This is a genomic window from Nocardia sp. SYP-A9097 (genome assembly GCF_009649815.1).
Classification (GTDB): Bacteria; Actinomycetota; Actinomycetes; order Mycobacteriales; family Mycobacteriaceae; genus Nocardia.
Genome location: NZ_WJIC01000043.1, coordinates 1 through 20,063 on the forward strand (window position 1 = coordinate 1; position 20,063 = coordinate 20,063).

Sequence of the window (20,063 nt, forward strand, 5' to 3'; positions counted from 1 at the left end):
ACCCCAAATGTGTTGTGATATAAAGTGATTCAGAATATCGGGCCGTTCGGTTCGATCCCTTTGTCTCTGCGAGCTTTCCGGTCTCTTATTCTTGTTTTTTCATGTTTTGTCTGTGAACGTAACCACAGCCTGCCAGCCAGGCTGGAACGAGAGATGACGGCACCCAATGGGGGAGCTAAAGCCGGGTATGGCACCCAGGGTTCCCACACCTCTTCTTTGTCGCATGCACGCCACAACCGAACACAGTCCAGATCGCACCACGCCATTGGTTCGGCCACCCCCGGCAAATGCCCGACTAGCGGTGCGCGCGCGGGTCCGCCAGCAGATATTGAGCAGCCGCATAAGTCCCGAGAATGAAACCTTCGGTAACACGGCGCGACCGATCACTCCGGGCAAATATCTTACGCAACACAATAAGCCCATCGGAAACGGTGAACAGCAGAGCACCGAGACCCAGCCGACTGCGTGGATCACTACCCGGAATATTCAGCCCCGCAATGTTTTTCGCACCAGGCGCAATGCCCGGATCGGAGGCGAGCGTCGCAGCCGTCCCCAGCGTCGCGCCATAGACGGTGAGCGGCAACGCGACTGCGGGAGCCTTGGCCCGCATGAGTACGGCCGCACCCAGCCAGGCGACGAGACGCTGCCCGGCGATGGCAGGCTGCGGTCGTCCACCGCGCCGCCACCACAGCCAGGAGTACCCCGTCTGCATCACGGCGAAAGATGATGCGCCAGCGATCAATCGGCGGTCGTTATCCGGTTCGATGAGCAGGATGTCGCCCACCGTCGCAGCGGCCAGCGCGCCGAGAAGTACTGTGCGATCCGCGGATTCGAGGCCGTCGTCATTCAGAGCCACGTCCGCCGCCAGCAGCGGCATCATGAAAGGCTTTGCGGCCCATTGCAATTTGTCGCGGCCGGTGACAGCGCCGAAGACTGTCACGGCCGCCGCGCCGACGAATGCGGCGCGGAAGGGCCGCGGCATCAGAAGGAGGGTTCGGCCGGGGCGGGCGGGAGCACCGCGACCTGACCGGCGTAGGACAGGCCCGCGCCGAAGCCGAGCAGCAGCGCCAGTTGGCCGCCCTTGGCCTTACCGGTCACCAGCATTTCCTCGATGGCGAGCGGGATGGACGCCGCCGAGGTGTTACCGGTGTTCTCGATGTCATTGGCCATGGGGAGATCGTCGGGCAGGCCGAGGTTCTTCTTCATGAGCTCGTTGATGCGGGCATTGGCCTGGTGCGGGACGAACACCTCGATGTCCTCCTTGGCCACACCGGAGAGCTCGATGGCGTTCGACAGCGCGCGCGGCAAGGTGACCGCGGCCCAGCGAAAGACCTTGGGGCCCTCCATATGCAGGGAGATGCGGCCGATCGGCTCCTCCGCGTGCTGCAGCTCCTGCGCACGGTTCATGAAGGCGAGGAAGTCGATGTCCTGGACGATGGCTTCGGCGTTCTCGCCGTCACTGCCCCACACTGTCGGCGAGATGCCGTTCTCCTCGCTGGGGCCGATCACGACCGCGCCCGCACCGTCGCCGAAGATCATGGCGGTGCCGCGATCCTTCGGGTTCAGGCCGACGGTCATCGTCTCGGCGCCGATGACCAGGATGTACTCGGCCGAACCGGCGCGAATCATATCGGCGGCCACACCGAGGCCATAGCAGAAGCCGCCGCAGCCGGAGACCAGGTCGAACGCCGGAATGCCGTTCATCCCCAGATCCGATGCGATGGTCGGCGCGCCGTGCGGGGTGAGCTTGAGCCAGCTGGAGGTGCAGAGCACCAGCGCGCCGATCTTGGAGCGATCGATGCCGGTGTTCTTCAGCGCGCGTTCGCCCGCCGCCACCGACATCGATCGGATCGTCTCGTCGCCGCTGATCCAGCGCCGGTTGTGGATACCGGTGCGGTCGTAGATCCACTCGGGAGTGGAGTCGAGGACCTCGCACACCTCGGCATTGCTGACGATTCGTTCGGGCCGGTAGGCGCCGATGCCGAGCATCGCAATATTTTGAGAACCCTTGTTGATTGCAATGCTCACCACAGGTGACTCACACGACCCTTCACAACAGCACTTCGACAACGTTGTCGGACATGAAACCAGCCCCCAGGCTAACCCAGGGCACCGGTTCAGCCCAGCGCCAGATCCTTCAGTCCCAGAATCGAGCGGTACTCCAGTCCCTCGGCCGCGATCACACCGTCCGCACCGGTTTCCCGATCGACGACGGTGGCCACGCCGACCACGATCGCGCCCGCTTCGCGCAGTGCGCGCACCGCGGTGACCGGTGAATTACCGGTCGTGGTGGTGTCCTCCACCACCAGCACTCGCTTGCCCACGATGTCGGGGCCCTCGATCTGGCGCTGCATACCGTGCGACTTGGCGGCCTTGCGGACCACGAACGCGTTGATCGGTCGCCCGGGCGCGTGCATGACCGCGGCTGCCACCGGGTCCGCGCCCATGGTGAGCCCGCCGACGGAGTCGAAATCCCAGTCCGCCACGAGTTCGCGCAGCAGTTTGCCGATGAGCGGCGCCGCCTCGTGTTGCAGCGTGGCCCGGCGCAGGTCCACGTAGTAGTCGGCTTCCTTGCCCGAGGACAGGGTGACCTTGCCGTGCACGACAGCGAGTTGGCGTACCAGTTCGGCCAGTCTGTCCCGATCGGTCGTTGTTACCTGCATTGCTGTGTCTATATCCTTCCGCGTGCGTTGAAAAGGCCCCGATTCAAGCGGGTCACCAGGGACCGCGGGATCAGTCCGGCGACCGCGGCGATCGCTTTGTACTGCATGCCGGGCACGCTGATCACCCGGTTCTTCTCCAGATCCGCCAGCGAGCCGGCGACCACCTCGTCCACGGTCAGCCATAGCGGCCGCGGCAGCGAATCGGTCGGCAGACCGGCCCGCTCATGGAATTCGGTGTGTACGAAACCCGGGCACAGGGCCTGCACTCGGACTCCGGTCCCGGCCAGCCCACTCGCCAGCCCTTGTGAGAAGGATACGACGTATGCCTTGGAGGCCGAATAGGTCGAGCCCCTTCCGGGTATCAACCCGGCCATGCTGGCGACATTCACCACGGTGCCGTTGGCGGCGTGCAGCATGGGCGGCACGGCCGCGCGGGCCAATCGCACGACCGCGGTGACGTTCACATCCAGCTGGGCTTGCAGGGTGTCCGGCGGGGTCTCCCAGAATTCCCCGGAAAGCCCGAATCCCGCGTTGTTGACCAGGAATTCGACGCCTTCGGTGAGCCGGGCGGCCACCTTCTCGCGATCCCGGGCGAGCGCCAGATCGGCGGGCAGCACCTGCGACCGCGCCCCGAATCGCACCTCGAAATCGTGTGCCAGCGCCGTGAGCCGGGGCACGTCACGCGCCACCAATACGAGGTCGTAGCCGAGAGCGGCGAGCCTGGTGGCGTACGCCTTACCGATACCGGAGGTCGGCCCGGTGACCAACGCCACCGGCCGGATGGCACCGGGCAGGCGGACGGTCGCATGATCAGCAGAGCTCTCGCTCATCGACAACCCATCACTCGCACAACTGGGAAACGGTCGGCGATGACCGGGACTGCGCCACCATTCTGGACCCTCGCGCCCCCGGGTGCGGGCAGTACACGCACAAACGGCGTGCCCATACCGCCGCCGCGCCGCACGAGACCGGACACGCCGGATACCGCGGCCCTCAGGGCGCTGAGATTCACCTCGGTGTCGGCCCCTGATACGGCCGGAAGCCGGGGTGGAAGGGGCCGCCGGGCGGGGCACTACGGCCCTGGTCCTTGCGCCAGCTCTCCTCGGGCTCCTCGTCGCGGGGGTTCTCGGGTTCGCCGTCGGCGGGGCCGGGCGGGCCGTCCTGCTCCTCGTCCCAGTCGGCGTCCTCGTCGGCGGGCGGCCAGTTGCGGCGCGGGCGGTTACGCGGGTCGGGGACGACTTTCAGTGCGGGACGCCAGTTTTCGGGCTCTTCCTCGCCCTCGCCGTCGGCGTTATCGCCGAGTACGGGATTGAATTCGTCATCCTCGTCGGCGGCGGGGCGGGCCCGTTCGGGCTCGTAGTCGCCGTCCTCGTCGTAGCCGTCGTAGTCGTCATCCTCCGGAACCGGGTGCGAGCGACCGGGTTCGGGCAGCTCGTCGCGACCACGCTCGGAATTGATCACCGGTGGCAGCACGTGCAGCAGCCCGGACAGGCGCAGCACGGCGTCGATCGCCATCTCCCAATCCTTGGCCACCGAACCGACATGCAGCATGCCGAGCGTCCAGTTGCCCTCACTCCAGAGCTGCTGCACGGTATCGGGCAGCGACTCGATGAAGGCCACCATGCGCTGATCCACCGCATGCCGGGCGATATCGGGATTGGTCGCGAAGACCACCCGATCACCAATGGCGCCAAGCATTTCCAGATCGTGGTCCTTGGGCGGGGCCGCGGTCTTCATGCGCAGATCGATATCGATGTCCGAGCCGATCTGACGGCGCACCGCGACCAGGGTGGCGGCATCCTCCAGATCGAAGAGCACAAACTTCTCGCCCTTGCGATTACCGGACACCACATCCACCGCGGACAGGTAGCCGAGCTTGGCGAGCGCGCCCCGCCGCCAGGTGGAGGCCAGCGCCGGTTCCACCGAAACATAGGTGTACCCCTGGGATTTCGCCCAGACCTGGCGCACATGCCCCGTACGCTGCCGTTGCAGTCGATCGAAATACAGCAGCACGATCGCACCCACCAGCGCGATCGCCGCCAACCCGAACCATATAGCCGTCATCGCCGCCTACCCTATCCAGCCGGGCGCGCACATGCCCGGTGCCGTGTCTAATTTGCCCTCCGCTTCGCTACGGGCGGGTTCGCGGCCCTGAGAGATGTTGTCTCTCATCGATTTCCGCCGGGTAGCGAGGTGCTGATGATGAGCTTGGCTTGGATCGAGCCATCGGCGGATTTATCGCCCTGCACCATCACCATTTCACCCACCGGCAGATCCGCCACCTTCGTGCTGCCCAGCGAAATCACCTGTGTCCGTTCGTCGGTGTGCACGGTCACCGTAGTGCCGGAGAGGTTGGTCATGGTCAGGGTGGTGCCGTCATTGCTCGCGAGGGTGCCCATATTCGCACCGAGCGAGTCGATATCGCCGAGGCCCGGGATCTCCGGGATCCCGCTGGGTAGCGGAGATACGGAGGTGTTTCCGGGCAGGCCGGGGAGAGCTGGTCCGGTATGGGTGATGGTGCCGGCGGCGGTGGTGTCGGACGAATCCTTGTTCGCCAGTAGCACTCCCGCCAATATCCCGGCTAGGGCGACCAGGACGAAGGCCGCGAGGCCGACGCCGATCCACATGCCGGTCTTGCGCGGTGGCTGCGGGAGGCCGGGCTGCTGTGGGAAGCCGCCGGGCTGATAGCCGCCGGGGCCGCCGGTCGGCCCGTAGCTCAGGCCGCTGTCGTTCCCGGGCATCTGCCCGTATCCGGCGGCGCCGCTCGGTGTGTAGCCCTGTGGATAACTCGCGGTCGGCGGCGCGTACCCGCCGCCACTCTCGTACCCGCCCCAGCTCGCGTCGTACGGCGGCAGCACCCGGGTGGCCTCGGGCCCCTGCTGGTGCGCGAAGTACTCGGTGGGGGAAATGGTTTCGGCAGGTCCGTGCGGATCGGCGACTTCCGAGGGGTACCCGACCTGCTCGGTGGGGTGCGCGACCTGTTCTGTCGGACCCTCTCCCGGTTCGGGTTCGGGCCGCCGCGACCACGGATCGCTCGGGTTGGTCATGGCCTCCAGCCTAAGCTGCCGGACTCCCACGAGGCTTGAACTCGACCGAGCGGTTCCGAATCGGCCATCGACCGGCAAATGAAAATGCCGCACTTCCCGGATCGAGAAGTGCGGCATTTCCGGTGGACTACGGCCTACCGGCCGACGATCAGCGAGTCACCGTCCGCGGTGACATTCACCTTCACCGTGTCGCCATCCTGCACCTCACCGGCCAGCAGTTCCTTGGCGAGGGTGTCGCCGATGGCCTGCTGGATCAGCCTGCGCAGCGGACGCGCGCCGTACGCCGGATCGTAGCCACGCACCGCGAGCCAGAACCGGGCCGAATCGGAGACCTCCAGCTTCAGGCGACGCTGCTGGAGCCGCTTCTGCAACTGGTGCAGCTGGATGTCGACGATCTCCTCCAACTGCTCCTCATCGAGCGGATGGAACATGACCACATCGTCGAGCCGGTTCAGGAACTCCGGTTTGAAGGCCGCGCGCACGGCATTCATGACCATCTCGTGCGAGCCGCCCGCACCCAGATTCGAGGTGAGAATCAGGATGGTATTGCGGAAATCGACCGTGCGGCCCTGACTGTCGGTGAGCCTGCCCTCGTCGAGCACCTGCAGCAGGATGTCGAACACATCCGGGTGTGCCTTCTCGATCTCGTCGAAGAGCACCACCGTGTACGGCCGCCTGCGCACCGCCTCGGTGAGCTGACCACCCTGGTCGTATCCGACATAGCCGGGGGGCGCACCGACCAGGCGGGCCACCGAATGCTTCTCGCTGTACTCGCTCATATCGATGCGGACCATGGCGCGTTCATCGTCGAACAGGAAGTCCGCCAACGCCTTTGCCAGTTCGGTCTTACCGACGCCGGTGGGTCCGACGAACAGGAAGGAACCGGTGGGCCGATTCGGGTCGGCCACGCCCGCGCGGGCGCGGCGCACCGCGTCGGAGACCGCCTGCACCGGAGCCTTCTGGCCGACGACGCGGCTGCCCAGTTCGTCCTCCATACGGAGCAATTTCTGAGTCTCGCCCTCCATCATGCGGCCGACCGGAACACCGGTCCACGCGGAGACGACCTCGGCGATATCGTCGGGGCCGACCTCCTCCTTGAGCATGAGGTCACCGTCGGAGGAGCCCTTGGCCTTGGCTTCGGCCTCGGCGAGTTCCTTCTCCAGCTTGGGGATTCGCCCGTACCGGAGTTCGGCGGCCTTGCCCAGATCGCCGTCGCGCTCGGCGCGCTCGGATTCCCCGCGCAGGCTTTCCAACTGTTCCTTGACCGCGCTCACCGAGTCGATGGCCTGCTTCTCGTTCTGCCAGCGGGTCATCAATTGATTGAGTTGTTCGCGGTCGTCGGCGAGTTCGGAGCGCAGTTTCTCCAGGCGCGCCTTGGAAGCCTCGTCGGTCTCCTTGGCGAGCGCGACCTCCTCGATCTCGAGCCGGCGCACGGCCCGCTCCACCTGATCGATCTCCACCGGACGGGAGTCGATCTCCATGCGCAGCCGGGACGACGCCTCGTCGACCAGGTCGATGGCCTTGTCCGGCAGGAACCGGGAGGTGATGTAGCGGTCCGAGAGCGTGGCCGCGGCGACCAGCGCGGAGTCGGTGATGCGCACGTGATGGTGGTTCTCGTAGCGCTCCTTGAGCCCGCGCAGAATGCCGACGGTGTCCTCGACGGAGGGCTCGCCGACCAGCACCTGCTGGAAGCGGCGCTCCAGCGCCGGATCCTTCTCGATGTGCTGACGGTATTCGTCCAGGGTGGTCGCGCCGACCAGGCGCAGTTCACCGCGGGCCAGCATGGGCTTGATCATGTTTCCGGCGTCCATCGCGGATTCGCCGGTCGCGCCCGCACCCACAATGGTGTGCAGTTCGTCGATGAACGTAATGATCTGTCCCGCACTGGATTTGATCTCTTCGAGCACAGCCTTGAGCCGCTCCTCGAATTCGCCGCGGTACTTGGCACCGGCGACCATGGCACCGAGGTCGAGCGAGACGAGCTTCTTGCCGCGCAACGACTCCGGGACATCGCCCTCGATAATGCGCTGGGCCAGGCCCTCCACGATGGCGGTCTTGCCTACGCCGGGTTCGCCGATGAGTACCGGATTGTTCTTGGTGCGCCGGGACAGCACCTGCACGACGCGTCGAATCTCGGTGTCGCGCCCGATAACCGGGTCCAATTTGCCGTCGCGGGCGGCGGCGGTGAGATCGGTGGAGTACTTGTCCAGGGCCTGATAGCTGCCTTCGGGATCGGGATTGGTGACCCGGGTATTGCCACGCACAGCCGTGAACGCCTCACGCAGGGCGTCGGCGGTCGCGCCGTACTTCAACAGGAGCTGCGAGACGTCCGAGTCTCCGGCGGCGAGGCCGACCATGAGGTGTTCGGTGGAGACATATTCGTCGCCCATCTCGGTGGCCAGATGCTGTGAGGCGGTAATGGCCGCGAGCGCTTCCCGTCCGAGTTGGGGTTGGGTGGTCGCTCCGGTGGCGCGGGGCAGCCGGTCGACCATGTCCTGGGCCTCGCGCCGGACCGTCGCCGGATCGGATGCGACGGCCTTCAACAGGGGTGCGGCGATGCCGTCGGTCTGATCCAGCAACGCCACCAGCAAGTGCGCCGGACGGATCTCCGGGTTTCCCGCGGCGGAGGCCGCCTGGAGTGCGGCGGTCAGGGCCGCCTGGGTCTTGGTGGTGGGATTGAACGAGTCCACGTTCACCTTCCTACTAGTCGCTTATTCGATCCAACGCGACGAGAGTTGAGTCTGTTCCGCTCAAGTCTGACGAATTTCCGGCGCGACCACCAGTGCCGAAGGTCCCCGGTAAGGCTACTCGCCACGGACAAAACCGAATGGCCTGAATGACACCGGTTTCGAGGCCCTTCTGCCTACGATGAGGCGGGTTCGTTGACGCATCACCCGCTCATCCCAAGCTCGGACATCCGGACGAATGGAGCAGCAATGCGTGCGATCGTGGTTCGAGAATTCGGGGGACATCCCCAGGCGGCCGATATGCCCACCCCCGAGGCCGGACCCGGCATGCTGAAGATCGAAATCGAAGCCGCGGGCGTCAACCCCTTCGACCAGCGCATAATCGACGGCTTCCTGGACGGCAAGCTGCAACACGACTTTCCGCTCATTCCGGGCGTGGACGGTGCGGGCCGGGTGGTCGGCATCGGACCCGATGTCACCGATATGGAGTACGGCGAACGCGTGGTCGGCAAATTCCTCAATCCACCGCTCGGGCACGGCACCTTCGCCGAGTACATCGTGGTGCCCGCGACCTCGATCATCGCCCGGATTCCGGACGAGGTGACCGCCATCCAGGCCGCCGCACTGCCCACCGCGGGGATCACCGCGCTCGATCTCATCCACGCCGCGAAGGTGGGCGCCGGGCAGCACGTACTGATCGTGGGCGCTTCGGGTGGAGTCGGCTCATACCTCGTGCAGTTGGCCGCGCTCGCGGGCGCACATGTCATCGCCACCGCGCGACCGGACGACACCGACCGGATGATCCGGCTGGGCGCCACCGAAGTGGTCAACTACGGACGGATACCCGTCACCGATTCGCCCACCCACGCCGAGAGCTCACTGCTCACCGTCGCCGATTCGGTGCGGATCACCCTGCCCGCCGGAGTCGACGTGCTCTTCGATCTGGTCAGTCCACCGCCTGCGTTCGCCGACAACGCGAGCGTGGTCAAGGCCGGCGGCGCGGCGTACACCACCACCTGGGCCGCCGACGAGGAGACCTTGAAAATGCGCGGCATCCGCGGCGGAAACTTCGAATCCACCGGCGGCGCACCGGAATTGCGAGAACTGCTGCGCGATGTCGGCAATGGCGATCTGGTGGTCCCGATCGACAACACCCCGCCCCTGGAAGCGGCCGCCGATGTCATCGGCGCGTCCGGCGCACGTGGCAAGACGGTGCTGGTTATCTGAACCGCCGTTTACGTAAATCCACCGGCTCCGGCTATATCCGTGCGACCACCGGTTTTTCAGGGATACTTGACGCGGAGGACCGCCTGGAACCGGGCGCGTCCGGGGTAGTAGCAAGGAAAGGAAAGCTCGACGTCGTGGATGCGCGTTCAGCAGCGCTGGTCCGCGCAAACTTCCGGACAGTCGTCGAAGCCCCGCACGGGCCGGAACGACTGATCAGCGCGTTCTACGGACATCTTTTCGCGGAGATCCCCGCCCTGCGGGAACTCTTCCCCTCGGCCATGGATATGCAGCCCAAGCGGCTGGTCACGGCCGTGCAGTTCGTGCTCGACAATCTGGAGGATTGGGACCGAGCGCAGCGATTTCTGGAGCAGCTCGCGCGCGATCACCGCAAGTACGGAGTAGAGGCGGCGCACTACGACATTGCCGGTCGTGCGCTACTGGCCGCCTTCCACTCGTACAACGGTGTCGGCAGTTGGAGCCGTGAGCTGGAGGCGGGGTGGCGCGATATCACCATCCTGATCTCGGCATCCATGGCCATCGGCGCGAATTCCGATACGTCGCAACCGTATTGGGAGGCAACCGTGGTCGGGCACCGGCGGGTGGTCGACGATCTGGCGATCGTACGACTGCAGTCGGATACGCCGATTCCCTATCAGGCCGGGCAGTACGTGCCGGTGGCGATTCCGCAGCGGCCGAAGATGTGGCGGTATCTCTCACCCGCGATTCCCGCCAATCAGTACGGCGAGATCGAATTCCATGTCCGCAAGGTGCGCACCGGCTGGGTGAGCCCCGGCATCATCAATGAGACCAAGGTCGGCGACCGCTGGATGATCGCGTCGCCACTGGGTGGGCTGCACGTGGATCTGCGCAGTCGCCGGGATGTGCTCATGATCAGCTCCGGTACCGGGATCGCGCCGATTCGTTCCCAGCTGATCGAGATGGGGCGGCGCGGTATCAATCCGCGCGTGCACCTGTTCATGGGTGGGCGCTATCCGTGTGATCTGTACGACGTGGAGAACATGTGGCAGCTGTCGCAGAGTAATCCGTGGTTGACGGTGATTCCGGTGTGCGAGAACGAAACCAACCCGTGGTGGCATCCGTACCCGCCCGCCGATCCGCCCTTCGGCATGCACCGGCGATTGATCGGCAACCTGGGCGCGGTGGTGGCCAGCTTCGGCGCGTGGGAGGACCGGCAGATCCAGATCGCCGGCTCGGCCCGCATGATCGCCGACACCAGACGCGCATTGCTCGCGGTCGGCACCCCGGAGTCGGCCATCAACTCGGACCCGGTGTGAACCCTCGCCATCCGGGCTGACCAGGGCTGTTGTGGACAGCTAGTAACGTTGCAGAGCAAGGTTTTTCGATGAGCAGGAGTGTGGTGTGACTCTCGACCCCGATCAGACCGGGCCGATTCGGATCGGCGAGTCGAACGAGTGGCCCGCCACGGTGGTCGGGGCACATCGGCTGCGGGAGGATCTCACCGTGGTGCGGTTGATCGGTGAGTTCGTGCCGTTCGCGCCCGGGCAGTCGGTGGAGGTGCGCACGCCGCAGCATCCGAATATGGTGCGGCGCTTGTATCCCGCGCTGCCCCCGTCACTGGATGGCAAGCTGGAGTTCCATATTCGAACCGTGCCCGGCGGTTGGTGCAGCGGTTCCATGGTGGCCGACACCCGCACCGGCGACGAGTGGAAGATCCGCAATCCTGCGGGCTGGCTGGCGGTCGACGAGGACGCCACCGAGGTGGTGATGATCGCCGACGGTATCGGCCTGGCCCCGTTACGCGCTCAGCTGCTCGACCTTTCGCGTCGCGAGCAGCCCCCACGCACCCATCTGTTCGTAGCGGGCCGCTACCCGCGCGACCTCTACGCCGCGGACATGCTCGCCCTGCTCGGCAATGAAATGCCGTGGCTCACAATAATTCCCGTGGTCCTGGACGAGGAAGATCCGGACTGGGCCGACGACTGGTACGAATCGTGCCGAGTCGAAATCGGCTTCCACCCAGAGGAATTGATCCAGGGCACCCTCCCCGAGGTGGTCAGCCGCTTCACCCCGCTCGACCACCAGAACATTCTGGTCTGTGGTGCCGCGGCCACGGTCCACAACACCGTGGAGATGCTGGTGGCCACCGGCACCCCGCCGGAACTCATTCGCTACGAAGGGTTTTGAGCCGACTGGTTCGCGCCCGGCGAGGTAGATCGTTTGGTGCCCCGCGCCGCTGCCGAGCGACAGGCAGCGGCGCGGGGGTCTGCGGGGTGGGTCAGAAGAGCGGGTCGTGGCGGATATTCGCGGTGGGTGTACCCGCCGCCATGAGGCGGAACTTGGTGGTCTGCACCATCGAAGGGGAGCCGACGATTTGGACGTCGCGGTCGTCCCAGGGGCCGAAACCCGCTACCACCTTGCCGATTTGGCCGACCAGGCGGGGTTGCAGGCCCGGATGTTCTTTGGGCTCACCGGAATTGGTGAGTTGCCACCAGGGGTCCTCATTGCTCTCGGTGACCGGGGTGATGGTGAGCCACTTGTTGGCCAGGGCGAGTTGGCTGAGGATCTCCAAATCGTAGAGGTCACAAGGGTAGTGGCCACCGACGAAGAGATCGACCTTCGGGTTGGAGCGGCGCTGGGTCATGGCCATGAGCTGGGCGCGCAGGGGGGCGATGCCGGTGCCGCAGCCGATCATGAGGAGTTTGCGCCGGGTATTGCGGGGCACGCCGAGGCCGCCGAGGGCTGAGCCGATCAGCCACTGTTCGCCAACCTTGGTGTGCCCCACCATGGCCGGGCTGACCCAGCCGCCGGTGACGCCGCGAATATGGAATTCGATCTCACCGCTGGGATTGGCGGGGATGGCCGGGGACAGATAGCGCCACATGCGCGGGCGGGACGGGATCTGCACGCTCATGTACTGGCCGGCCGCGTACTGGATGGGCTGGTCGAGTTTGAGTCGCACGATGGCGAGATTGCGCAGTACCTCGCGGTGTTCGATGACGGTGCCGGTCCACACCGGCGGGGTGGTCTCCTGATCGGCGGCGTCCATCATGGTGCCGGCGATGACGGCCAGGCCCTCGTCCCAGGCGCGGCCGATCTCATCGGTCCAGAGTTCGGTGCCGGCGTATGCCTCGAGCGCGGCCTTCAGCGATTTGCCCACGGCCGCATAGTGTTCGGCGACCACACCGTATTTGCGGTGATCGCGGCCGAGCTGGGCGAGGAAGGGTAGCAGCTTCTCCGGTTCCTCCAGCCGGTCGACCACGTAGGCGATGGCCTTCACCAGCCGATCACGCTGGGCATCCAGGGCGGCGGGGAAGAAGTCGCGAACCTGCGGGTACTCCGTGAAGAGGATGGCGTAGAACGAACGAGCGAGTTTTTCGGGGCCACCGTCTTCTGCAGCAACCGACTTGAACGTCGTTCTAATCAATGCGACGGTCCGCGAATCCATTTGTGTCACAACCCCATTTCGCACTCGAACACAGGCAGATCGGCGAGTGCAGTGCTGCGGGACACTCGACAGCGGCCGTTGGTGAGCAACTATAGGCGAGGTTTGCCAGCAACGGAACGGGACCTTTCAACAACACGCCTACAATTCCCTGAAAACGAGCACACAGCAAGCAATCACCCCCGAAAACAGACTGCTCAACCGGGAAACACCGGGCGAGACCGGGTCCAGCCCGGCGATCTTGGGTAATTCGTTTTGCAAGCTTCAGATATCGAGCGACTCTGCCGCAACCCTGACGGGGTGTGAATTCCCTTGGCACATAAGGACAAAACTCTCAATCGGCAAATAATTCTACCGAGCGGTCTGTATGTAATTCATGATCGACCCCACCGCGGAATCATTGCTTCGCATAATGAAACGCAGCACATACCCTGCAACAACGAAAGCAGCGCCCCGGAAACCGGAGCGCTGCTTGTCGTTTCACCTACCGACGGGACCTACTGCGTCCTGCGGTGCCGCGGCTGCCAGACCACGAGCGCCGTACTGCGCTGCGGCGGAGTCAGATCCGGGCGGTACCCCGCACGGAGCCGATCCACCTCACCGGCCAGTTCGGCCACCCGCTGCTGTAGCTCCTCGACCTGATTGGTGAGTTCGATGATCCGTTTGATGCCCGCCAGATTGACGCCCTCGTCCTGGGACAGTCGCTGCACCTCACGGAGCAGCTCCACATCCCGGTCCGAGTAGCGCCGTCCGCCGCCCGAAGTACGTTGCGGCGAAACCAGACCCAGCCGGTCATAGGTGCGCAGCGTCTGGGCGTGCATGCCCGCCAGCTGCGCCGCCACCGAGATCAGGAAGTACTGGGCCTCGGCGGCTTTCTTCGGATCGGAACTCATCACGCACCTGCCCAGCCGGCACGCGGATCGAAGCCACTGGTCTTCTCGGCCTCCGCATAGCGCCGCAGCGCTTCGGCGGCATTGTCGTCCAGCTTCTGCGGGATCGCGACCTTGACGGTGACGAGCAGATCGCCCGCGCCGCCGTCGCGCTTGGGAACACCGCGCCCGCGTACCCGCAGGGTGCGGCCGTCGGCGGTACCCGGGGGCACCTTGACGCCGACGCGTCCTTCGAGGGTGGGCACGGAAACTGTTGTACCCAAAACCAGTTCGCTGTAACTCACCGGCAGTACCAGGGTCAGATCGTCACCATTGCGGCCGAAGACCTTGTCCTGGCTGACGTGCACGGTGACGAACAGATCGCCGGGCGGTGCGCCCCGCAGACCCGCTTCACCCTGCCCCGCCAACCGGATTCGCTGACCGTCCCGCACGCCCGGGGGAATGCGCACGGTAATCGTGCGGGTCCGATTCTGGATACCCGAGCCGTGGCAGTCGACGCACGGGTCGTCGATGATCGACCCGGTGCCCCGGCAGTCCTCGCACGGCTCACTGAAACCGAACGCGCCCTGATTCCGGCTGACCACGCCGGAACCGTTGCAGTACGGGCACACTCGCGGTGAGGTGCCCGGCTTGGCACCGCTGCCGTGGCAGGTGGTGCAGGCGGCCGGGCTGGTCATACGCAGTGGAACGGTCACGCCCTGGGCGGCCTCACGGAAGCCGAGGGTCGTCTCGGTCTCCACATCGCTGCCGCGCCGCGGCCGCGAGGAGGTGCGGGTGCCACCGCGGTTGAACAATCCGCCGAGCAGATCGCCGAGCCCGCCGTCACCGGCGTTGGCCTGCTGCCCGCCGAAGATGTCACCCAGGTTGAAATCGCCGGAGAAGCCACCACCGGGCTGGCCGTAGCCCGCCCCTGGGGTGAAGCCGCCGCGGCCGAAACCGCCGCCCGCGAAGAGCTTTCGCGCCTCGTCGTACTCCTTGCGCTTCTCCGGATCGGAGAGTACGGCGTGCGCTTCGCTGACGAGCTTGAAGCGCTCCTCGGCCTTGGCGTCGCCGGGGTTCTTGTCCGGATGCAGATCGCGGGCGAGTTTGCGGTACGCCTTCTTGATCTCGTCCTGGCCGACGCTGGAGGTGATACCCAGCTCCTTGTAGAAGTCCTTTTCGAGCCACTCCCGATTCACCGGGCATCTCCTCCTCTCGAATTGTTCAGCGCCGCGGCCTCATTCGAGACCGCCCGATCGGCCCCGGTAGGGGCCATCGGGGTGTTACCCGTTACCAGCGGCATCGGGGTCGGCGTTCGTCGTCTCTGATGCGGCCGAGCCATCCAGATCCTCTGTCCGATCGGTGACTCCGACCAGCGCGTGCCGCAGCACGCGATCGCCGAAGCGGTACCCCTTGCGCATGACCATGCCGATGACCGGATCGTGTCCGGAGCCTTCGTGTTGCACGGCCTCGTGCAGTGTCGGGTCGAACGGGTCTCCCGCCGAACCGAATTCCTCCAGGCCCTGCTTCTGCAGAGCGGTGGCGAGCTTGTCGGCGACCGCCTTGAGCGGTCCCTCCAGGTCGCCGTGTGCGCGGGCGCGGTCGAGATCGTCGAGCACACCGAGCAATTCGCTGACGACCGTCGCCTTGGCATTGTCGATGGTGGCCTTGCGGTCCCGTTCGACACGGCGGCGGTAGTTGGCGTATTCGGCGGTGAGCCGCTGCAGATCCGAGGTGCGCTCGGCGAGTTCGGCGGTGATGGCATCCGCGAGCGAATCCTCGCTCAGGATGTCTGCGGCCGAAGCCGCGGCGAAATCCTCCACCGCGGCCTCGCCGACGTCACCCGTGACCGGTTCCTGTTCCGGGTTCGGGTTCGTCACTTCTTCTCCGGCTCCTCGACGACCTCGGCGTCGACAACGGTGTCATCGGCGTCGGGCGCGGCCTGGCCGTTGCCCGAGGCAGCCGATTCGGCGGCCGACGCGTCGTAGATGGCCTGGCCCAGCGCCTGCGACTCGGTGGCGAGCTTCTCCACCGCGGTCTTGATGACGGCGATATCGGCGCCCTTGAGGGCCTCGTTCGCCTCGGCGATGGCCGCCTCGACCTTCTCCTTGATGTCCGCCGGGACCTTGTCCTCGTTGTCCTTGATGAACTTCTCGGTCTGGTGCACCAGCGATTCGGCCTGGTTGCGGGTCTCGGCCTCTTCGCGACGGGCCTTGTCCTCCGAGGCGTGCGCCTCGGCGTCCTTGACCATGCGATCGATCTCCTCCTTGGACAGGCCGGAGCCGTCCTGGATCTTGATCGTGTTCTCCTTGCCGGTGCCCTTGTCCTTCGCGGTCACGTGCACGATGCCATTGGCGTCGATGTCGAAGGTGACCTCGATCTGCGGCACGCCGCGCGGAGCCGGCGGGATGCCGGTCAGCTCGAAGGAGCCGAGCAGCTTGTTGTGCGAAGCGATTTCGCGCTCACCCTGGAAGACCTGGATCTGCACGGACGGCTGATTGTCATCTGCCGTGGTGAAGGTCTCGGACCGCTTGGTCGGGATGGTGGTGTTGCGCTCGATGAGCTTGGTCATCACGCCACCCTTGGTCTCGATACCCAGCGACAGCGGGGTGACATCGAGCAGCAGGACGTCCTTGACCTCACCCTTGAGCACACCGGCCTGCAGGGCGGCGCCGACGGCGACGACCTCGTCCGGGTTCACGCCCTTGTTGGGCTCACGGCCACCGGTCAGTTCCTTGACCAGGTCCGAGACGGCGGGCATACGGGTCGAACCACCAACGAGGACAACGTGATCGATGTCGCCGACGGCGATGCCCGCGTCCTTGATGACGGACTGGAAGGGCTTGCGGGTGCGGTCCAGCAGATCGGAGGTGATCTTCTGGAACTCCGCGCGGGTGAGCTGCTCATCGAGGAAGAGCGGGTTCTTGTCCGCGTCGACCGTGATGTAGGGCAGGTTGATCGAGGTCGACTGCGAGGACGACAGTTCGATCTTGGCCTTCTCGGCGGCCTCGCGCAGACGCTGCATGGCCATCTTGTCCTTGGTCAGGTCGATGCCCGAGGACGCCTTGAACTTGTCGACCAGCCAAGCGACGACGCGCTCGTCCCAGTCGTCGCCACCGAGGTGGTTGTCACCGGAGGTCGCGCGGACCTCGACAACGCCCTCACCGATCTCCAGCAGCGACACGTCGAAGGTGCCGCCGCCGAGGTCGAAGACCAGAATGGTCTGTTCCTTGTCGCCCTTGTCCAGGCCGTACGCCAGCGCGGCCGCGGTGGGCTCGTTGACGATGCGCAGCACGTTCAGGCCCGCGATCTGCCCGGCCTCCTTGGTGGCCTGGCGCTGCGCGTCCTCGAAGTAGGCGGGGACGGTGATGACCGCGTCGGTGATCTCCTCACCGAGGTACGCCTCGGCATCGCGCTTGAGCTTCATGAGCGTGCGCGCGGAGATTTCCTGCGGGGTGTACTTCTTGCCGTCGATCTCCACGGACCAGTCCTCGCCCATGTGGCGCTTGACGGACCGGATGGTGCGATCGACATTGGTGACCGCCTGGTTCTTCGCGGGCTGACCCACGAGAACCTCGCCGTTCTTGGCGAAGGCGACGACGGACGGGGTAGTGCGCGAGCCCTCCGAATTGGCGACGACGACCGGCTCACCGCCTTCGAGAACGGCGATGACCGAGTTCGTGGTCCCGAGGTCGATACCGACCGCACGAGCCATGGTGATTCCTCCTGGTTGACGTACTTATGTGTCCTAGCGGCGGGATCCTGCCCCGAGCGGGGGCAGGATCCTCAGCAACACTGAGCGGGGTCGGCTCAATCCTGCACCCGTTATCCGATCGATGCAACTTTAACTTGAGTCGAACTCGCTCAACCTTGTCTGACATGCACCAACGGGCGACTCACGACATCTATTCCAGGGAGCGCAAAAAATTTCCCGAGTGCGAGGTTACTGCGGCAGGTTGAGCTCCACGGGCTCACCCTTTGCCGTGACGGCCAGGCGTCCACTCTTGGGGCCGTTGTCCACATAGATGCTGACAACCGGATCCTGGCCGGGCTTGCACTCGATATTGATATGGGTGATCTTGCCGCCGGGCAGATGCAGGGTCTGCGGCGCGCCCGCCAACAACCCTGCCAATTTCGGCAGGTCGAGCTTCGACAGGTCCACCTGCTCATTGCCGGAGCTGCGCGAGGTATCCGAAAGTCGCTGGAAAGAACCGTCGTAGTGCAGGTAGTCGTCGCGTTGCGCTCCGGCCACGCGCCGATCGACCACCACGTACTTGGGGAACGCCGACACCTGATCGGCGAGGCTATCGCCGTAGTGATCCTGGTATGCCGCAATGAAACTCGCCAGCCCGGCGCCGGTCGTCGGGTCCGGGATATCGGGTTTGGACACCGTATTGCGGGCGATGCAGCCGCCCAGCGCGCCGACCAGAGCCGCGATCGATACTGCGGCGATCACGATTCGCCAGCGCCGCAGTTCATTTCGCCGCTGCGGGCGCAATAGCGGGGTGCCGACGAGGTTCTTGGGAATCTGCAGATCACCGATGAGCTTGTCGAGATCACCGAAGGTGCGCGCGGTCATCGCCGACGCGGTGCGCCCGGCGTGCTCGGCCTCGGTCAATTCGCCTGTGGCGCGGGCATTGTCGAGCATGGTGCAGGCGTCGACGCGATCCGCGTCGCGGGCCCGCAGCCCTTGGTTCCGGAAGTCCGCCATATCCGTCCTATCCGCCGAACGGGTATGTGCGCGTGACCACGCCCGCCGGGGTCAGCTCGAGGAAGCCACTCTCACTGGCCTTGTTGGTCACATAGATTCGCACAATCGGCACGCCCGGGAGACCGCGCGCGGCCGCTATGGCATCGGTCTCGAACATGACGTGGCTGATGGTTCCCTGCTCGACCTTCAGGGTGGTCGGGGCGCTCGCGAGCAGCCGCCCGAGCGCCGCCAGATCGACCGTGCCCAAATCGAATACGGGCAGATCCTGCTTGCGCGTGGTGGGTTCGCGATCGCTCTTGAAGCCGCCGCGATAGGTGTAGTCGACCTGGCGATTCGCCTGCCCCGGCACCGCCCGCGTCAAACTGGCGTATTTGCCGTACAGGGTCAGCTCGTCGACCAGGACATCACCGAACTTGGCGCGATACAGGTCCAGGAAGACCGAAATCCCCTCCGCGGTAAAGAGATCCGGCGTCGGGACGACAATCGGCTCGACCACACCATTCAGCACCACCGGCGCCCCGGCCGGAATAGCGGGCGGCCGATCGACCGCGATGAACCCGCCCGCGAACACCGCCGCACACGCCGCCAGCACCGCGATCCCGAACCCCCGCCCCCGATGCGCCTGCCGCGGCGGCTGTGCCACCCCGGGCGCATCGGCTGCTCGCTGCAGATCGGCGGTGATATCCGCCAGCTCCCCCAAAGTCCGTGCTTCCCCGGCCAATTCGGTGAGGGCGTGATGATCCGCCTCGCTCAACTGCCCGTCGGCGAGACCAGCATCGAGTAGCAGGCAGGTTGCCGACCGATCCCCATCCCGCGCCCGAGTCCCCGCCGGATACCGACTGACCTCCGCCTGACTGGTAGTCGGCGCGGCAACCTCCACCGCCACCTTCCCCGGCTGCAAATCCCCCACCAGCCCCGCCAGCTCCCCCAGCGTCCGCGCCCCCTGCGCCCGCTCCGACCGCTGCTCATACTCGTCAGCCCCCAACTGACCTTCCTCATAAGCAGCATCGATCCGAGCCCGGGCATTGACACGATCGATATCCCGCGCTCGCATCCGCCCGGCGCTCCCACTCCCCGCCGCATCGGACGATCTCCCACTCACACGCGGATCGTATCCGCCCGGCGACCGCCCGGACGGATGAAGCGGACATACCGCATGAAAGACTATTCGCTGCATATTTGCCAAAGGAATTTTTACCGAGTGGCGGCCGGTGCACGCGAGGCCCGACGGCGGTGATATCACCGCACTGGATCTGCCGACCGGCTCTGGACGGGTATTGATGGATATCGGGGGCACCGCGCATAGCGCGGCCTACGAGTCCCGTTATGCGGTGGCCTTCGACGTGCCCTGAGCGGTAGGCAAGACCGGCGGTGATCGGGGTCCCTGGACACGCTTGATGTCCGAAATAACCGGTTATTGCTGGTTGGCGGGCCA

18 protein-coding genes are annotated in these 20,063 nt (G+C 65.6%); 4 read left to right on the forward strand and 14 right to left on the reverse strand.

From position 1 onward, the window contains the following. Positions 1-295: 295 nt before the first annotated feature. The 7 genes from GFY24_RS38050 to clpB form a co-directional block, all read right to left on the reverse strand. Positions 296-982 (reverse strand): lysoplasmalogenase, encoded by a 687-nt coding sequence (locus GFY24_RS38050; RefSeq protein ID WP_153809978.1) that lies wholly within the window; start codon positions 980-982, stop codon positions 296-298. Next, positions 982-2,031 (reverse strand): beta-ketoacyl-ACP synthase III, encoded by a 1,050-nt coding sequence (locus GFY24_RS38055; protein ID WP_309231833.1) that lies wholly within the window; start codon positions 2,029-2,031, stop codon positions 982-984. Before GFY24_RS38055 ends, GFY24_RS38050 begins: the two co-directional genes overlap by 1 nt. 86 nt (positions 2,032-2,117) lie before the next feature. Then, entirely contained in the window at positions 2,118-2,663 is a 546-nt protein-coding gene (pyrE, locus tag GFY24_RS38060) for an orotate phosphoribosyltransferase (protein ID WP_153809980.1), read from the reverse strand. A gap of 8 nt (positions 2,664-2,671) precedes the next feature. Then, positions 2,672-3,493, reverse strand: coding sequence for an SDR family oxidoreductase (locus GFY24_RS38065; RefSeq protein WP_153809981.1), 822 nt, complete (start codon positions 3,491-3,493; stop codon positions 2,672-2,674). A gap of 178 nt (positions 3,494-3,671) precedes the next feature. Further along, on the reverse strand, positions 3,672-4,727 hold the full coding sequence (locus GFY24_RS38070) for a hypothetical protein (RefSeq protein ID WP_153809982.1): 1,056 nt from the start codon (positions 4,725-4,727) through the stop codon (positions 3,672-3,674). Positions 4,728-4,831: 104 nt separating this feature from the next. Next, a complete protein-coding gene (locus GFY24_RS38075) occupies positions 4,832-5,710 on the reverse strand; it encodes a DUF5666 domain-containing protein (RefSeq protein ID WP_153809983.1) in 879 nt (292 codons plus the stop codon). A gap of 134 nt (positions 5,711-5,844) precedes the next feature. Continuing rightward, positions 5,845-8,400 (reverse strand): ATP-dependent chaperone ClpB, encoded by a 2,556-nt coding sequence (gene clpB, locus GFY24_RS38080; RefSeq protein WP_309231834.1) that lies wholly within the window; start codon positions 8,398-8,400, stop codon positions 5,845-5,847. A gap of 246 nt (positions 8,401-8,646) precedes the next feature. Here clpB and GFY24_RS38085 point away from each other — a divergent pair, with 246 nt between their 5' ends. The 3 genes from GFY24_RS38085 to GFY24_RS38095 all read left to right on the forward strand — a co-directional run bounded on the left by GFY24_RS38085 (position 8,647) and on the right by GFY24_RS38095 (position 11,790). Then, entirely contained in the window at positions 8,647-9,624 is a 978-nt protein-coding gene (locus tag GFY24_RS38085; protein ID WP_153809984.1) for an NADP-dependent oxidoreductase, read from the forward strand. Positions 9,625-9,758: 134 nt separating this feature from the next. Continuing rightward, positions 9,759-10,919: an FAD-binding oxidoreductase gene (locus tag GFY24_RS38090; protein WP_309231835.1), complete on the forward strand. Its 1,161-nt coding sequence runs from the start codon at positions 9,759-9,761 to the stop codon at positions 10,917-10,919. An 85-nt stretch (positions 10,920-11,004) separates the two neighbouring features. Continuing rightward, the gene (locus GFY24_RS38095; RefSeq protein WP_309231836.1) at positions 11,005-11,790 is read left to right on the forward strand and encodes an FAD-binding oxidoreductase; all 786 of its coding nucleotides are present in this window, start codon (positions 11,005-11,007) and stop codon (positions 11,788-11,790) included. Between the two features lie 91 nt (positions 11,791-11,881). Here GFY24_RS38095 and GFY24_RS38100 read toward each other — a convergent pair whose 3' ends face one another. The 7 genes from GFY24_RS38100 to GFY24_RS38130 form a co-directional block, all read right to left on the reverse strand. Further along, complete coding sequence (locus GFY24_RS38100) at positions 11,882-13,051, reverse strand: globin domain-containing protein (protein WP_153809986.1); 1,170 nt, start codon at positions 13,049-13,051, stop codon at positions 11,882-11,884. Positions 13,052-13,545: 494 nt separating this feature from the next. Continuing rightward, complete coding sequence (locus GFY24_RS38105) at positions 13,546-13,941, reverse strand: heat shock protein transcriptional repressor HspR (RefSeq protein ID WP_153809987.1); 396 nt, start codon at positions 13,939-13,941, stop codon at positions 13,546-13,548. Next, positions 13,941-15,116 carry a molecular chaperone DnaJ gene (gene dnaJ, locus GFY24_RS38110; protein ID WP_309231837.1) on the reverse strand — a complete coding sequence of 392 codons (1,176 nt, stop codon included), beginning with the start codon at positions 15,114-15,116 and terminating at the stop codon, positions 13,941-13,943. Before dnaJ ends, GFY24_RS38105 begins: the two co-directional genes overlap by 1 nt. Before the next feature lie 84 nt (positions 15,117-15,200). Then, the gene (gene grpE, locus GFY24_RS38115; RefSeq protein ID WP_309231838.1) at positions 15,201-15,797 is read right to left on the reverse strand and encodes a nucleotide exchange factor GrpE; all 597 of its coding nucleotides are present in this window, start codon (positions 15,795-15,797) and stop codon (positions 15,201-15,203) included. After that, the gene (gene dnaK / locus GFY24_RS38120; RefSeq protein ID WP_153809988.1) at positions 15,794-17,632 is read right to left on the reverse strand and encodes a molecular chaperone DnaK; all 1,839 of its coding nucleotides are present in this window, start codon (positions 17,630-17,632) and stop codon (positions 15,794-15,796) included. The genes grpE and dnaK overlap by 4 nt, the downstream gene beginning before the upstream one ends. 228 nt (positions 17,633-17,860) lie before the next feature. Next, positions 17,861-18,628, reverse strand: coding sequence for a DUF1707 domain-containing protein (locus GFY24_RS38125; RefSeq protein ID WP_153809989.1), 768 nt, complete (start codon positions 18,626-18,628; stop codon positions 17,861-17,863). Positions 18,629-18,635: 7 nt separating this feature from the next. Then, positions 18,636-19,805, reverse strand: coding sequence for a DUF1707 domain-containing protein (locus tag GFY24_RS38130; RefSeq protein ID WP_375336160.1), 1,170 nt, complete (start codon positions 19,803-19,805; stop codon positions 18,636-18,638). 34 nt (positions 19,806-19,839) lie between these two features. Here GFY24_RS38130 and GFY24_RS38135 point away from each other — a divergent pair, with 34 nt between their 5' ends. After that, complete coding sequence (locus GFY24_RS38135; protein WP_153809990.1) at positions 19,840-19,980, forward strand: hypothetical protein; 141 nt, start codon at positions 19,840-19,842, stop codon at positions 19,978-19,980. Positions 19,981-20,063 lie beyond the last annotated feature (83 nt).